At 48.8% G+C, this 16,714-nt stretch carries 8 protein-coding genes; 1 reads left to right on the top strand and 7 read right to left on the bottom strand.

From position 1 onward, the window contains the following. From GJR95_RS22210 to GJR95_RS22200, 3 genes are all read right to left on the bottom strand, one after another. Window positions 1-2,982, bottom strand: coding sequence for a SusC/RagA family TonB-linked outer membrane protein (locus GJR95_RS22210; protein WP_232540824.1), 2,982 nt, complete (start codon window positions 2,980-2,982; stop codon window positions 1-3). Between the two features lie 341 nt (window positions 2,983-3,323). Continuing rightward, window positions 3,324-4,967 (bottom strand): RagB/SusD family nutrient uptake outer membrane protein, encoded by a 1,644-nt coding sequence (locus GJR95_RS22205; RefSeq protein WP_162387943.1) that lies wholly within the window; start codon window positions 4,965-4,967, stop codon window positions 3,324-3,326. A 92-nt stretch (window positions 4,968-5,059) separates the two neighbouring features. After that, entirely contained in the window at window positions 5,060-8,329 is a 3,270-nt protein-coding gene (locus GJR95_RS22200; RefSeq protein WP_162387942.1) for a SusC/RagA family TonB-linked outer membrane protein, read from the bottom strand. A 420-nt stretch (window positions 8,330-8,749) separates the two neighbouring features. On the opposite strand from GJR95_RS22200, the gene GJR95_RS22195 reads away from it, so the two are divergent. Continuing rightward, a complete protein-coding gene (locus tag GJR95_RS22195) occupies window positions 8,750-9,301 on the top strand; it encodes a redoxin domain-containing protein (RefSeq protein ID WP_162387941.1) in 552 nt (183 codons plus the stop codon). Between the two features lie 24 nt (window positions 9,302-9,325). On the opposite strand, the gene GJR95_RS22190 is transcribed toward GJR95_RS22195, so the two are convergent. The 4 genes from GJR95_RS22190 to GJR95_RS22175 all read right to left on the bottom strand — a co-directional run bounded on the left by GJR95_RS22190 (window position 9,326) and on the right by GJR95_RS22175 (window position 16,485). Further along, on the bottom strand, window positions 9,326-10,570 hold the full coding sequence (locus GJR95_RS22190) for a monooxygenase (RefSeq protein ID WP_162387940.1): 1,245 nt from the start codon (window positions 10,568-10,570) through the stop codon (window positions 9,326-9,328). 74 nt (window positions 10,571-10,644) lie between these two features. Further along, entirely contained in the window at window positions 10,645-11,325 is a 681-nt protein-coding gene (locus GJR95_RS22185) for a hypothetical protein (RefSeq protein ID WP_162387939.1), read from the bottom strand. Window positions 11,326-11,398: 73 nt separating this feature from the next. Then, window positions 11,399-13,177, bottom strand: a complete 1,779-nt coding sequence (locus tag GJR95_RS22180; RefSeq protein WP_162387938.1) for a SusD/RagB family nutrient-binding outer membrane lipoprotein — start codon at window positions 13,175-13,177, stop codon at window positions 11,399-11,401. 32 nt (window positions 13,178-13,209) lie between these two features. After that, a complete protein-coding gene (locus GJR95_RS22175) occupies window positions 13,210-16,485 on the bottom strand; it encodes a SusC/RagA family TonB-linked outer membrane protein (protein ID WP_162387937.1) in 3,276 nt (1,091 codons plus the stop codon). Between the last annotated feature and the right edge of the window lie 229 nt (window positions 16,486-16,714).

Raw genomic sequence — 16,714 nt, 5'->3', positions numbered from 1 at the left:
TTAGAAAGTGAGTGTTAATCCGACCAACACAGTTTTTACCTGTGGGAAGGTAAAAAAGTCGATACCCTGTGCAGACGTTGACCCATCGAGGGTGCTAACTTCCGGATCAGCACCCGAATATCGCGTCCAGGTCAGGAGGTTCGTGGCAGAGGCATAGAGTCGGGCATTGCCAACTTTATATTTACTGATCCATTTTTTCGGGAAGTTATAACCCAGCGATACGTTTTTCAAACGCAGGTACGATCCATCTTCCAGAAACCGACTACTCAAATAGTTATTGTACGTATCCTGATACACATACTTCGGAACACTGGTAATATCGCCTTCTTTACGCCAGCGCTTCAAGGCCTGCCGGGACTGGTTATTCTGAATATCGGCACCCGTATTCACCAGTGTAGAGTTCGAAAGATTCAGGATGCTATTGCCGTACGAGAACTGTAACAGGGCACTCACATCGATACCTTTCCAGGAAATACGGTTGGTCAATCCACCATACAGTTTCGGTTGAGCATTACCAATTACCTGACCATCATCAGGCGAGATGCGTCCGTCACCGTTTTTATCGTTGTAGATCGAATTACCCGTGGCGGGGTCCACGCCCAGGAATTTCAGACCCCAAAATGTTCCCAAAGGTTGCCCCTGCACAATGACATTGGTACCTCCGACTCCATTTCCGGTATAACCTCGGAACAACGGCTCGGTACTAGCCAGTTCAACGACCTTATTTTCGTTGTGCGACAGGTTCAAATCGGTACTCCAGCGAACCGCTTTATTGATGTTTACGGTCGAAATTGTCAATTCTACACCCCGGTTGCTTACCTTACCGATATTACCCTGTACGGTACTGAAGCCGGTGGTCTGGGGAATGGGTTGCGCAAAAAGAAGCTTGTCGGTCAGGTTATCATAGGCATCGATCGTTACGTTAAGACGGCCGCTAAAAAACGAGGCATCCAAACCAACGTTTGCTTCGCGGGTGCGCTCCCATTGCAGCAGCGGGTTAGCTAATGCCGATGGCCCTACGCCCGTTGCTCCGCTATAGGTGGTTGACGCCCAGGTGCCCAGAAACTGATAGTCGCCAATACGTTCATTTCCCGTGTAACCGAAGCTGGCCCGTAACTTGAGATCGCTCAGGAAACGAAAATTCTCCATAAAATGCTCGCTGGAAACACGCCAGGCCAGTGACAGAGAAGGGAATGCGCCAAACCGCTTACTCTGGCCAAACCGCGACGAACCATCGTAACGGGCCGTGATGGTGGCCAGATATTTTTCGTCGTAATCATAGCGAACTTCGCCAAAGGTCGATAGCAGACTGTTATTGACAATATTGGATGTACCCTGATCAACAATACCGGCAGAGGTAATGTACGTAAAATCATCGCTTGGGAACAGGCGCCCCTGAACATTACCCGAACGCTCGGTGCGCTGTAATATCTCAAGTCCGGCCAACGCATTGAATCGATGTTTTTCGGCTACCTGAAAACTATAATTCAGTGTATTCGTATTGATCAGGGTCGAGAGTGTCGAGTTACTGAAATCACCATAACCCTGACCGCCAACGCTGGCCAGAAAGCCCCCGATAGCGGTTGTCGATGGCTCAAAGTTGTCTTCCGTTACGTTGTTATAGTCGATACTGACTTTCGAGCGGAAGCGCAGGTTCTGAATAATTTCGTATTCGGCGTATAAACCGGCAAGCAGTTTAACCGTAAGCGTATTGAAGCGGGGCAGAACAGCCTGCGCCAGCGGGTTAAAGTTCGGAAAACCAGGGTAATCGGGATCGTTAGGAACGGTCAGTTTTCCCTGGTCATTGTAGGGGGCGTAATAGGGTAAGCTTTTCATAGCTCCCGAATAGACCCCATCCAGAAAATTGTCGCCCTTAACGCGCTTGTTGAACGCCCGCGACAAGGTCATGTTTGTTCCGAATGAAAGTTTCTGCGTTGCTTTATGATCGAACTTGAACTGACCGGTATAGCGGGTAAACTGGTTATTGATCTGAACGCCCTGCTCATCGCGGTAGCTTCCACTAAGGTAGAACTGAGTCTTATCATTACCCCCCTGCGTCGACAGCTGGTACTGCTGGTAAACGCCTTTTCGCAGAACAGCATCGACCCAGTCGGTACTGATGCCGTCGGTAACACCCTTGACCAGACCTAATTTATCGGGATCAAGGCCGGCATTGGTAACAGCTTCCCGCTGCAAATCCAGCAATTCTGTCGAGTTCAGCAAATCGGGCCGCCGGACAACGTCGGTCATACCCCGCTGGACATCGATAGTGAAACCCGTTTTCTGATTCGATTTGCCCCGTTTGGTCGTCACAAGTACCACACCATTGGCAGCCCTGGAGCCGTAGATCGCTTTTGCAGAAGCATCTTTCAACACCTCAATGGATTCGATATCATTGGCGTTGAAGAGCGAAAACGCATTGTCCTGCTGGCCACCAAAATCGCGGCCGGTCAGGTTACCATCTTCAACAGGAACCCCGTCGACAATGAACAAAGGCCGGTTACTGGCCGAAATTGACGTGTTGCCGCGTATGCGCACCGTTAGGCCGCCACCAGGCGTACCCGACGACTGCGACACCTGCACACCAGCCGCCTGCCCCTGTAATGCCTGATCGAGGCTGGCGACCGGAATATCTTTGAATTTATCGGGAGAGACAGAAGCAATAGAACCGGTAATATCTTTCCGCTGGGTCGTATTGTAACCCGTTACAACCACCTGAGCCAGCTCATTGATAGCTTCCTGCATCTGTACATTGACCACCGTACGATTGCCAACAGAGATCTCCTGTGTTACCAGACCAATGGAGGTCAGTACCAGAACTGCCGTGCCTCCCGGAGCGGTAATGCTATAGTTCCCATTAGCATCGGAACTGGCGCCAGTGGTTGTACCCTTAACCTGAATATTGACACCGGGTATCGGGAGCCCATCCTGCGCTGATGTTACTCTACCGGTTATACGCTGGCCCTGAGCCAATAGCCTCATGGGCAGTATAGCCAACAAGACTCCGCAAATAATACTGTAATAGTTCCTCATGTATAGATTAGAATCCAGGCAAAATCTTTTAGGGTAGAAACTTTACTAGACGGCAAAACAATGTACTGAAAATCCATCAGGATGCTACCGCTTTTAACGAAAAAATTGATTTCGTCGTATAAATCCATAGGTAAACTGCCTATATCTATTTTATCGACCCGGTTGCAATTGCTCCTAAATATAGTACGCTAATTTTATCTATATCGTTGCCAGCAAATAAAAGAGAGATGCTTCCAGGGTAGTAGCATCTCTCTCTTGCCAATCATTTTTACGCTCTACGAATCCATGCCTTATTGCTTCGGATTGGTCGTTGGAGCGCTGCCTGAAGCTGGCTTGTTGTAAACCAGTTCATTATCAGGCACATCCCAGTAATCAAGGAAATTGTAATTGATGGTTCCGTTGGTGCTTATTTTACCGGTTTTATCCACAATCACCGCCCCTTTACGGCCACCACCTTTCGATACGTCGTCGATAACACCCCACCGGCGGGCATCGTAGAACGATAATCCACGGAATGCCAGACCTACCCGGCGTTCGCGACGGAGTTCCTCTTTAGCCTGATCGGCCGTTAGGCCTGTACCTGCTACTGCAGCTACTCCGGCTCCCTCGGCTTTCCGAACCGCATCGATCGATTTCAGACCATCCTCAATCTTGCCGGTATTGATCAGGGCTTCAGCTTTCATGAGTTCATTCTCTTCGTAGCTACCCGCCAGATACAGTTCCGTAGCACCGGGTGCCCGATCACTCAGCGTAATAACACCGGCCATTTTCTTGCCCCCATCCACTAATGCCCAACGGGTGTTAAAGGCATTGCCCCGGCTGCTTTCGCCAATCCAGGGAGTGGCCCGCTGGGTGAAGTTATTCGCCAGGCGCTGATCGCCCGTTTTGAAATCCTGAATCAACCGTTCGCTGATTTTGTAGGTTGCGCCACCCGCCGGATCGCCGGTCGCTTTGGCCGCTACCGTGCCGGTTTGTGGAGACAGAAAATCACCGTTTTGGTTCGATCGGCCCGTAAATACGTTATCGGTTGCCCCTGTTCCATCTGTAGTTAGCGTTAGCACCTGCGCCCATTGGGCAGCTGTCATGGTCTTCGATGGCGTGTTTACCAGCAGGTTACGTGCTTTCAGCGTATTGATCGAACGCTTCCACATATCTGGAGTCAGCACTCCACCTTTACCCACCTGATTAAACGAAGGAATAAGCTGCGTCATCACGGCGGTATAGTCGGTCGAACTGGCAGTCAGTAACGCAGCCGCTTTATCCAGATTAGCGTTGGCTTCATCGATCAGCTTTTCTTTCGCTACAAAGTTGGCATTGGTGCCATTAGCCTCATTGTTGATAACGCCAGCGTAATAGATAGACCCCAAACGCGAATAAGCGAATCCTTTCCACCAGTAAGCCCATGCCTGAATCGTTGCTTTCTTGACTTTAGCATCACCTGTAAACGCAACCTGATCTGCCAGTAGAAGCACTTTATTCATCTGACTATTCAGGGAGTACATATACCACCATTCATGAAATAGCGGATTTGATCCCTGGTTGGCGTTGACGTTGGCCTGACGAATCAGGGCATACTGCGTATTAGGCGCATTCGGATTCAGCACTTTCGAGGCATCGTCCAGAATCACATAATCGGGCGCTCCAATCTGGTTACCGAACTGGTTGGCAGCTTCTTCGCCAATGGCATCACCCATCAGTTCATGGAAGCCAACAGCACCCGACCAGAAATAGCCGGGAATACCGTCGTATAAGTCGGTCTTGATTTCTTTGGCCCCGTTAATGTAGGCGGCTCCCTGGGCTAAGTTAAGGATACCTGTTTCCGTATTGGCACTGCTCACCGTCGGCTGGTTCGGGTTTTTTACGTCCAGTTGTTCTTTACAGGACGTTGCAAAACCCAGCAACAGCGTAGCAACTATTATATGTATCTTTTTCATTGATAAGTCATTGAAGAGTTGAAGGCTACCCGCTGGCGAACAATTTGCTGGCTATACTTGCCATTCATCATTCGCAGCAGTTGCCTTAAGAATTAAAAACCAATGTTGAGCGCAGCCTGATACGAACGCAGGTTTGGCATGGTGTTGTGGTCGGTACCACGATCCCAGGCTGAGCTACCCGTACCCGAGCTAACTTCAGGATCGAAGCCCGTATACTTGGTAAATGTCAGCAGGTTCCGGCCAGACAGTACCAACTGGGCGCGACGCAACACGGGTACATTCATGATTTTGCTCAGATCAAAACCAATCTGTACGTTCCGCAACCGAACGAACGAAGCATCTTCGTAGAAGTAATCCTTCGTACCGTTTGCCTGCCGTTGTGCATAAACACCCCGATAGAAGGCCGTCCAGGCACCGGTTTGTCCATCGATGGTGATCGGGTTGGCGTAGTCGGCATGAATACCATCGCGATACATCCATTCTTTCGTCTGGTTGTAGATGTGGCTGCCCTGCACCCAATCGAACTGGAAGCCGAACGTCAGGAAGTTCTTAAACGTGAACTCGTTGATGAACGACATATTGAAGGTTGGGTTCGGATCGCCAAAACTGTATTTATTGGCCGAGAAGAAGGGCTGCTTGGTCGCTTTGCTAACCACGATGCCATTGCTGGCTACGGTATAGAGCGACTGCTGATCGGGCGAGATGTAGAAGTTACCGTTCGGATCTTTCTGATCGACTGCGTGAACGGTTATGTACCCGTACAACTGGCCGATTTTCTCGCCTGCTTTCAACACGTAGTTTGAACTACCCGCGCTTGACAGAACAACGACTTCAGCATTGTTTTTAACCGCCGTAATCTTCGATGACTGCTTACCGAAGTTGGTCGTAAAGTTCCACGAAAAATCCTGCGTTCTCACGATCGTAGCATTCAACGATGCCTGAAAACCATCCGACGCCAGTGAGAAAGCATTGTCTTTGATCGAGTTAATCCCCGACGATGGCGCTGCACTTACGTCAAAAATAGCATTGTCCGTCGACCGTTTCCAATAGGTAGCCGATAACCGGATACTGCTTAACCAGTTAGAGGTTTTTGACGGTGTGAGGGCCAGATCCGTTCCAATTTCAAGTTCCGATGATACCTCTACGTCCAGCGCCGGGTTTGGTTGGCTGGCGGGTGTATAAAAGGAGTTCGTTGTACCCAGCGATGCGGTATTCAGAACCTGATAGCGATCAAATGGTTTTGGCTGAATACCGGCCTGTCCATAAGCAGCCCGCAGTTTCAGCTCTGGAAAAAAGCCAGCAACGGAGCTATTTTCCCAGAATTTGAGCGCCGACAACCGGAAATAGGCATCGCCCCGTGGAAAGGTAAAGGGTTTGGAACCACTACCAAAGGCCGAGGAATAGTCCGTCCGGAAACCGCCCGAAATACCAGCCAGATCACCATAATCGATACGCTGGTTCACAACGTAACCATAGGTGATAAACGGCTCGGTATAATCACCGCCCCCTGGCAGACCAGCGCGGCCAGCGGCTGGCGCTTTCACGCCCGGAACCCGGAACGTTGACGACTGAGCCGCTGTAAACGGATCATACGTTGGCAAGCCTAATGTATAGGTATAAAACTGATGGAAGTTCCGATTCCGATAATCAAACGAGAGCTGTGTCGATGTTCGGATTGGGAGTTTCGATTTGAAATCATTCTGGAAATCGGTATTGATAAAAGCGCTGACCAGGAAGTTCTGGTAGGTAGTGGTCAGGCTATTGTTATCAATTTCACCCGTAGGATCAGTACCGAAATAGTTCTGATAATTGTTGTTGTTCAGCGCAATTACGTTCCGGTTCTTCGACTGGTTTGCGTAGGTTGTTCTGATTTCCTGCTTCGAATAGTTGACACCATACTTGGCATCTAAATCCAGGAATTTATTGACCTTATAATTCAGGTTGAAGTTCTGAATTACGTCCACTTTATTATCCTTATTATCGGTGTACTTCTGCCAGTAACTTGGATTGGCATGGTTCACCCCTACAGCATCGCCGTAATAAATACCAGGATTCCCATCTGGATCAAGCGCTGAAAAATCAGCAAATGGGCGGGCATTATTAACGGCATACATAATAAGCCGGTCATTCGTTTTGATCGTGCTTCGGGTATAAACCAGCTGCGTTGTTGTTCTGAATGTCAATCCCTTGGCTAACTGTATGCCAATATTTGACATCAAATTGCTGCGTTGATAATTTCCATTGTTGATGACGTTACTTTCCTGTTGGTTATTCGATGCCGATACAGCAAAGTCTACTTTATCATTACCGCCCGTCAGCGCAACGCTGTTATTATAGGTATTTGATGGACGGAAGAAATAGCCGTAGTGATCCCGATACTTCAAATTGGCTGTATACGGTTTATCCGCTTTGTTGTTTACATTGAGCGGGTCGTACTGAACGTTTTCGCTATAGAGCAGCGTGTTTGGATTGAATTCAAGTGCCTTACCCGACGTACCAATCACATTATTCTGAGCATCGACAATAAATCCATGCGACTGCGCTTTAGAAACACCACCTACGTTCAGGTATTCGCTGCGAGTGATCCCCGACGAGAAGTCGATATTTAGTTTACCCGCCTTCCCTTTCTTGGTAAAAACCTGAATAACGCCATTGGCACCCTGTGCACCATATAGCGTAGCAGCGGCAGCACCTTGAACAACCTCAACGCGCTCGATCGTATTGGGGTCGATGCTGCTCAGCAAAGCGGTTGGGTTGTTGTTGATGTTTCCGTTCGAATCGTAATTGGTCGCATCAACCTGTACGCCATCAATCAGCAGAATAGGAGCCGTTCCACGGTTGATGGTGTTGATGCCACGAAGTACAATGTTTACGGGTGCACCGGGCGTACCGTTACCGCTGGAGATTTGTGCTCCGGCGATTTTGCCGACCAGAGCCTGATCAATAGAAGCGGTTGGTGTCTGTGGCAGATTTTTCGATGAGATGGATTCAACCGAAATACCCAGTTTTCGTTTGTCGGTGGCTACCCCGACCCCAGTAACGACTACCTCGCTCAACTGGCGACTGTCGGTAACCAGTTTGACATCAACAACAGACTGGTTACCAATAGTGACCTCCTGTGAGATGGTTCCGACAAAACTGAACACTAGCGTACCCCCTTCATTCGGTACGGTGAGGCTATAATTACCTCCGGCATCGGTGTTTGCACCTCTTGTGGTGCCTTTCACTGCGACTGATACACCGGGCATTGCCAGGCCATCATCAGCAGAGGTGACTTTACCTGTAATCCTGCGTTCCTGCGCCCACGCTTCGGAGCATAGCAGACAGGCAATCAGGAAGCTGATTGTTAGAATTTTACTCATCGTTTTTAGTTGTTAGATACTTAAAAGAAACTACTCTTTCTCTACAAATCTAGATGGTGCAAAAAACCAATACAAATTTTTAGTACAATTTCACTGTTATAAATATAAATTCTATAGAATATTCTATTTCCAAAATATAATTTTGTATATAAAAGATAAACTAAATTATATATAAGTAATTATAACTATTATATCTACTTTATAATATGAAACACGGCATAGGGTTATTACTCATAAAAGTAGCGCTTCACAATAAAGTACAACTATACATTATCGATATCATTTATATAATCTTAAGTAAAAATTACTATCATCAAATGGATACAAATAATAAATACCAATTGCTTCCCACAGCGCCTATGCTTATACTTGTACAATCCAGTAATCGTCTATCAGAGGTTTAGCTCTGTTGTTTTATCCGTGCATACACGATCACACGACATCGCCAGAAGTTTTATTTATTGCCATCAGGTGGTTGGCCTGCTCTTGCTTTTGGTACTACTTGCAAGCTGGCAAAAACCCAATCATAGTAGTTCCTCTGGTATAACCGTTTACGCTTTCTTAAATACGGAGTGTCCTATCAGCCAGCAATATGTCCGGCGGTTGGCCGATCTTCATCAGGAATTTGGCAAATCAGGGGTTCGGTTCATTGCCCTGTTTCCACTTCGAACTGATTCGCCAGTCGTTATTGAACGGTTTCGGACGGAGTATAAACTTCCATTTGCGGGTCTGCCCGATAAAAAAGCACGATTAGCCCGGCAGTTCCGGGCTCGTGTTACGCCTGAAGTAGTCGTTATGCAGTCAGATGGTCGGGTGGTCTATCAGGGCGCCATCGACGATTGGTACGTCGATTTGGGGAAACATCGTCCCCAGGCTGCACACGCCTACCTCCACAATGCCCTCGATGCCTTATTGAATGGGCGGCCCGTTACCGAAGCCCACACCGAAGCGGTGGGCTGCCTGATCGAGTGATCTGGTGAATGCCGCCGTTTTGTATCATTTAATGTAATAAAACACCAGATTCATCATTTCATCGGTCGAGTTCCAGCCGTAGCCGATCGTTTTGGCGGGATGATTCGGATTAAGCGGATTTTGATCGCTGTTGTTGTAGTGGGCTTCTGCAATAATGGTTGAGCCTTTCGGCAGAATGAGCGGCTTCTGAAAGAAGTAAGTCAATTGCCAGTTATAATCCCAGTCATCAATTTTGATCAGATTAAGTGCATCTCCATCGGGTGTAATGGCAAACGCTCTCACCGATCGGCCCAAACGGTGCATATGCGGCAACACAGACAGGAGCTGAATTGTATCTGGCAACGGACCATAATTCATAAAGAATGTTGGTGTCGTATTGGCGGGAAGCTTAAATGGCTGATTCGTGATATTATTTTCGGTTAATGTCAGAGTCTGAACAATGCGCTCAGCCGGTTTTTTAGCAAAATAGAAGCGAACTTCAGACTGATCCTGGTCGGCTTTTGCGGAAGGCGAATAATGAACGTTTAGAATTAGATCGCTCCCCGCCCGAATCAACTTAGCCGCACCCGCCGGAAATGTTACCCGATCATTGCCGGGCACCCAGCCATAGAGAAATTCATCGGCGAGGGGTGTCTGCTGGAAATTCCGCAGAGATGGATCATCTTCGCTGATGCCATCAATACCGGCCATCGTGCCCGTCGAATCGACCATTAATCGACTGTGGTGCAATAGTTTGCGATTTCCCGGCACAAATTCAATCCCTTCGACCCAGATATCATGTTTCAGATTCATGGGCACATGAAAATAGCGAAAATCTTCACGTCCGTCCCCTTTGATTGCATAGGGTTTCATTCGTAAAACAAGTTCAGGTTTCAGCGCGTCTGGCACCTGGGATTCGCCAGTATTTTGCTTTCGGCTCCCGATACCCTGCTCTCCTCCTACTCCCCGGATCATTCCACCCTGCACCCATGCCTGAATCGTACTGATTTCGCGCTCGGAAAGGCCCCGCTCATTTGAATAATGCTGAAACTGGCGATCGGCAGGAAACGGCGGCATATAACGACGTTGCGTCACTTTGGCAACAAACTTCCCCCGTTTAGCTACGTCCTCGTAGGTTAACAGGCTAAATGGTCCGATGCCGCCCGGATGGTGGCAGGGAGCGCAATGCTGGGTTAGAATTGGCCGAATATCGGCTACGTAGGTAGGTGTTTGTGCCCGTAATGAAGCCCAACAGACAACCAATAAAAAAGTGCCAAATACAACCTTCATTCTACCAAGATAGAAAAAAAGCGAACCCCAGTCGAGGTTCGCTATCAGTACAGTTAGGATAGATACGGAAAGTGTTAGCGAGCGCCCCAGGTCAGACTACAGTTCGCGCTGGCTTCTGACACCGCCGTTGGGTCAGCGCAGATGCTACCGGGCTCCCAGGTTTTAAACAGGAGTCCGTCTGATGTTGTCAGCCGCCAGGTCATCACGAATTTGTCGGTTTTGTTAAACCAGGCACCAGCCGGTCGGGGTGTTTTAGGATTGTTAAAGACAGGAACAGCGTTCACTTTGTCATATTTAACCGTTACATCCTTGAACAGAGTATAGATTTCGGTTGGCGTCAGACTAAACGCATTCCACTGGCGATTGGCAGCAGCCGGAGTAAGTGTTTTCGCCAGTACACCACCATTTCCCAGCGATGCTGTTTTGGGGTTTCCGTCCGGATCTGTATACGACTCAATCATATCGATATAGACATCGATCTTACTGACTGTCAACTTGCTATCCAGTGAAACCCAGCGCAGTTTAAAGTTCACTTTGGCAGCATCCGTATTTTGCGCAGCAAGCGGAAAATTTTTCCCATAATCGGCAATGTTGGCTTTATTGCTTGAGCCAACAGCCCCTTCGGTAATATCAGCAAATACACCGAAGCCATGAACACCAGGCTCCCAGGCAGGAATGGGGTTCATTGATTCGTCACGGCAACCAACCAGTGCCAGGAAAGCGGCAGTAAAGGCATATATAAGTGTCTTTTTCATACAAGTTTCTGGTATTGATGCCGTTTGTCGTTCCCTTGCTTCATCAACAGAAAACGACAAACGGCGACTAGTTTTAGAATTCCCACTTTACTTTAACCTTATCCCAGAAGACCGGATCACGATCAAAAATTATATCTGAGACATACTTGGCAGCATTGCTGTTCAGGTTGCCTTCCTGTGCCGGATAGGGCAAACGCAAGGCATATTGGCGGCCAGGTTTCAGGATCGGAGACTGAATACCAGTCGAAAACTGTTTAAATGGTCCCTGAACCGGATAGCCCGTACGACGCATCAGATTCCAGATTTCCTGCCCCTGACCCCAGGAACAGAACCAGATCTGTTTGGCCACCGTGTTCAATTTACCCTGATTGGTTGGAGCCGCATCATAGAGCGCCAGCCACGCATTGACATAAGCAGTGACGTCGGCAGCCGCCGGAGTTGGGGTTTTGGTATCGGCGGCCTGAGCGAATTTGACTACCGAAGCGATCTGTTCGCGCATGGCCGTCTCAAAAAGTGCACGCGCATCACCCGTTACACCCGTTCCATCCAGAATGGCTTCTACCTGGTAGAATTTCACATTCCAGCTCATGATAAGCGGCCAGATTCCATTTCCGCCCGCGCCATCCCGGGAACCAGTCAGTGCTTTAGCCGGAATTTCGCGACCGCCATACAAACCACCCGCCGGGTATGCGCCCGGAACAGTCCGAAGCGTACCGTCGGCCGGAGCGCCCGTATTGTCGCCCCGGTCGCGACCGAAAATACCCGCCAGAAACTTGATATCGTCGGCCGTTGGGTCTTGCTTATCGTTGTAGAATACACGCTTGTACTCAGCCAGAAAGGCCGGACGCGTCGGTATGTAGGTGCCCCCGTAAGGAATGGTGCCCCGGTCGGTTGGGTTACCGGCATCCAGCACTTTATCCGTCTGTCGAAAGAAATACATCCCAAAGCGCGGATCTTTATTCAGGATCATTTCGCCCATCATCTGATGGTTAATGTACGTGAATCCGTTCCCCGCATTATAGGTGCTGATGGCCCAGGGATGACGGTCATCCTGTGGCGAGAGCTGCTTCGAATATTGGTAGTAAAAATCCTGCGCCGATGTTGTAATGTAACCGCCCGCATCAAAAGCCGCTTTGAGCTCGGCATTACCGGTGGCGCGTCCTTTGCGTGAGTTCATCAACAGCCGAAGTTTAATGGTTTTCGCCAGCCGAATCCACGTTGCCGCACTACCACCGCCAATAACATCACCCGAAACAGCTACGGCCTGGGCTTTCCCAAATTCGGCCACGGCCTGATCGCAAAGCTTCAGCAGGTCTTCATAAATTTCTGAATCCTTATCAAACGCTACATTCCGGTCAGATCCATCCACATTACCCTGCCAGGCTTTCGAATAAGGAACATCGCCAAACATATCGACCATATTTCCCATAGCATAGGCTTTCATGGCAAGGGCAATACCCCGATAATACGGATTCTTGCCGTCGGTCGTGACGCGCAGAATCTGCTCCACGTTCTGCAAATTCCGGTAATACGTGTTCCAGGTACCGTTGTAGGTGTTGTTATCAAGCCCGTAGCTGTCGGCGCTATTCATTATGCCTGTAAAGCCCGAAGCATTATCCGAAACGGTCCGGAAATTACCGGGAGAATAGGTCGTGCTACTACTATTTATTCCGACAACGCCGATATTCAGGGCACCTAATTCGGCCGGTGCCAATAGCAGGTTCAGGGCAGCCGATAAGGGTTTGTTCGGGTCGGTATTGATGTCGAGATCGGTTACTTCGCAACTGCTCATCGCCATCAGCAGGGCTATTGACAGCAACCCTTTCTGCGTATATGTAGTTAAAAATTTCATAAGGTCTGATCAAAGAAGTTTGGTGGAGCGTATCAGAACGAAGCCGTGATATTGAAGCCGTAACGCCGGGTCGAAGGAGCCGCACCGAGGTCGAAACCCTGAATGTTGGAATCGGCATAGTTCGATAGTACTTCAGGATCGAAATTGAGTCCTTTAAGCATATTCGGCGCATAGAACCACAGGTTGCGGCCCGAAGCCGACAGACGCAGGCTACCAAATACTTTTGTGTATTTTTTCAGGAATGCCTTCGGGAATGTATAGCCCAGCGTTACTTCGCGCAACCGGATTACCGTTGCATCATACACATTTGTTTCGTCGGCTCCGTAGGCGCCAAACCCATTCGAAAAGTGAAACGCGAAGGCCGTCATTGGAATCGTGTTTTTTACTTCCTTACCATCTTCAAGAGCGGCTTTATACGTAGCCGGATCGCCTAACACACCCGGAATCACCCGCATGGCTTCCCGATCCTCTGACGATTTCAACTGACCACGGAGCAACAGCGAAGCCGCCGTAGCCGAGAAAAGTTTCCCTCCTTCACGGTAGTCCATCAGTGCCGATAGCGTAAACCCTTTGAAGGAGAAGGTGTTGGTCCAGCCTAAGGTGAAATTAGGAGCCGGATTGCCTAACAATTGCGACTGCGGCAACGTAAAGGGCAAACCTGTATTGGGGTTGATGAGCAGCTTCCCGGATTCGCTACGTGCATTCACCGAGCCATAAATCATACCGTATGGATTACCCACCCGGTGCATCGTCCCGAGCGACGACAGGCCGGAACCACCCAGAAAGATCTCGTTGGCCGGGCCCGCATCAACCACATTCGAACGCAACCGCGTGAAAGCCGCCGTTGAATTCCACTCAAATCCATTGGCCAATCGAACCGGCACAATCGTTAGGGCGATTTCAATACCCTTGTTGTCGATTCGCCCCGCGTTCGTCACCTCATTGTAGAAACCCGTTGAAGCCGGAATCCGGCGTGATACAATCAGGTCCGTCGATTTGCGGTAGAAGTAAGCTGCATCGATATTGATCCGGTTATTAAAAAATTGCAACTCCGCCCCGACTTCGGTTTCAGTCGTAAACTCCGGCTTGAGTTGCGCATTGTTCAGTGTAGACGGTAAAGTCGCCAGCGAATAGGCCGTACCATTTACGTAGTCGCGGCCAATATTATAGGCTGTCAATACCTGATAGGGATCGGCATCTTTACCAACCGTAGCATAGTTAGCCCTGATTTTCCCGAAGTTCAGAATCGTCTTCGGCATGTTGAAAGCCTGCGTAAAAATGAACGACCCCGAAATAGCCGGATAATAATAGCTGTTATTGGCAGCGGGCAATGTCGATGAATGGTCGTTACGAACCGTAGCGGTTAAGAATGCGAAGTCGTTATAAGACAGGCCAAGTTCGCCGAATACACCATATAACCGGCGTTTACGGCTATACTCGGTTGCGTTCTGGCTCAGGGTCCCTGATACCGTCAATACATTAGCATCGATCACCTGATCACCCGTTTCAACGGCTTCCGTATAGTACCGCTCATTGCCATTGAAACCGGCTAGCAAGCGGATCGAAAAGCGCTCGCCGAAATCGTGCGATGCCGTTGCCAGAAAGGTCAGGTCTGTTTCGGTATTGGTCAGTTCCGTGCGCGTTACGCGGCCCAGCGGAACAACTGTTCCGCCCGGACGTATTTTGTTATTCCGGGTTTCGTGATAGGTATTGATACCGCCCCGTGCCGTCAGATTTAACCACGGAAGCACATCGTAGCTCAGGGCCATATTGCCAAAAACCCGGTTTACCCGTGAGTTGTAAATGTTGTATTTGGCAGTCCAGAGTGGGTTATCGAGCGCACGAAAGAATACGTTTGACCCATCGATCGGGTTCTCAAACGGATAGCCATTGAGGTCGTAGTTCCGGGGCATATAAAACAGACGGTCATAAATCGAACCCGTTGACCCCGAACTATAATCGGTAAAGTAAGAGGCTCCCGATTGTGGGCTCTCCTGGGTTGTATTGACGTAGTTCACATTCCCCGACACGTTCAGACCGTTTACGAGGTGGGCCGATCCGCCAAAGTTAAGTGATGTACGCTGCGTGCTTGAGTTCGGAATGATTCCATTGTTTTTCATCCGCGATACGCCCGCATTGAGGGTTGTTTTATCGCCCGTGGAGCTAACGTTTACGCCATTCTCGAGAACAGTCCCCTGCCGAAAGAATCCGCCAATAATGTCATAAGGTTGCAGCGGAACGGTTTTTCCGACCAGGTCAGGAAATGCGGTTAGATACCGACTGTAGGTATATGAAATGTAAGGTGATGTGAGCGGATTATAAATCTGCCCTTCAGGTGCCCCCGTCTCGATCGTTTTCGAATACCGGGTGAAGCCCAACTGCGCGTTGATCCGATCAACCTCCCCCGGAAATACCGTTCCCCAGTTACCAATAAAACCACCGTTATACTGCTGGTTTGACCCCTGCGTATAGGTATCCTGATAATCGGGAATCGACGATATTTTTTCGACCGAATACGAGCCGTTATAGGTTACTTCAAGGCCCTTTTTGGCCGATTTACTACCCGCTTTGGTGGTTATGACAATGACTCCATTGGCCGCCCGTGAACCATAGAGAGCCGACGCTGCCGCTCCTTTTAGAACGGTCATGGTTTCGATGTTGTTGGGGTCGATGTCGTAGGCACGGTTCGAGACAACACTATTGCTGTTAAAATCGGAACCGGCCGCATTCGATGAATTGTCGAATGGAATGCCATCTACGACAAACAGCGGCTGGTTGTTGCCCGTAAATGATGTATTTCCCCGGATGTTAATTTTTGTGGCCTGCCCCGGCGCACCACCGCCTGCGGTTATATTTACCCCCGGCACTTTCCCTGAGAGGGCACGTAATGGATCAGGCTCCGAGCGTTGCTGAAGCAGATCGCCCTTGACGTTCGTTACAGCATAGGCAAGGGCTTTTTTCTCGCGTTGAATACCAACGGCAGTTACAACGACCTCATTGAGCTGTTTGGAGTCGTTTTCGAGTTTAACATCGACTACCGAACGGTTCCCGATTTCTACCTCCTGCGAGGCAGATCCAACAAAACTGAAAATTAATTTACCGCCTTTTTCGGGGACACCAATCGTATAAGCACCGTTGGCATCTGTGTTAGCTCCTCTAGTCGTCCCTTTTAGTACGACTGATACACCAGGCATAAGTGTTCCATCTTCCGATGCCACAACCTTGCCGGTAATGGTTCGCTCCTGGGCCCACGCAGGAACCCAGAGCGAGCATACCATAAGTATACCCGCCAGTAAAATTCTCCTCATAAATTTTTTTATTTAGGCTAAGAAAAACAGAGTACTACCTGCAAAACTATACAAAGAGATATACTTACCAAATTTTCCGATTTATACTCATTTTTCAATATTTTATTCTTTTCCTATATAGATTTACAGAATTTAATATATATTATAATTATTTCAATATTTTATTTACATTAGTATAATTACTTAAAAAATAACTTCACTATGGCTACAAATTAAGTACATGATATAA

The sequence above is a fragment of the Spirosoma endbachense genome (assembly GCF_010233585.1).
Taxonomy (GTDB): Bacteria; Bacteroidota; Bacteroidia; order Cytophagales; family Spirosomataceae; genus Spirosoma; species Spirosoma endbachense.
This window is presented reverse-complemented; position numbering and strand designations above follow the sequence as displayed.

Excerpts from the sequence above, each read along its gene's own strand:
- GJR95_RS22210 (WP_232540824.1), bottom strand. The coding sequence starts at position 2,982 with ATGAGGCTATTGGCTCAGGGCCAGCGTATAACCGGTAGAGTAACATCA.
- GJR95_RS22205 (WP_162387943.1), bottom strand. The coding sequence starts at position 4,967 with ATGAAAAAGATACATATAATAGTTGCTACGCTGTTGCTGGGTTTTGCA.
- GJR95_RS22200 (WP_162387942.1), bottom strand. The coding sequence starts at position 8,329 with ATGAGTAAAATTCTAACAATCAGCTTCCTGATTGCCTGTCTGCTATGC.
- GJR95_RS22190 (WP_162387940.1), bottom strand. The coding sequence starts at position 10,570 with ATGAAGGTTGTATTTGGCACTTTTTTATTGGTTGTCTGTTGGGCTTCA.
- GJR95_RS22185 (WP_162387939.1), bottom strand. The coding sequence starts at position 11,325 with ATGAAAAAGACACTTATATATGCCTTTACTGCCGCTTTCCTGGCACTG.
- GJR95_RS22180 (WP_162387938.1), bottom strand. The coding sequence starts at position 13,177 with ATGAAATTTTTAACTACATATACGCAGAAAGGGTTGCTGTCAATAGCC.
- GJR95_RS22175 (WP_162387937.1), bottom strand. The coding sequence starts at position 16,485 with ATGAGGAGAATTTTACTGGCGGGTATACTTATGGTATGCTCGCTCTGG.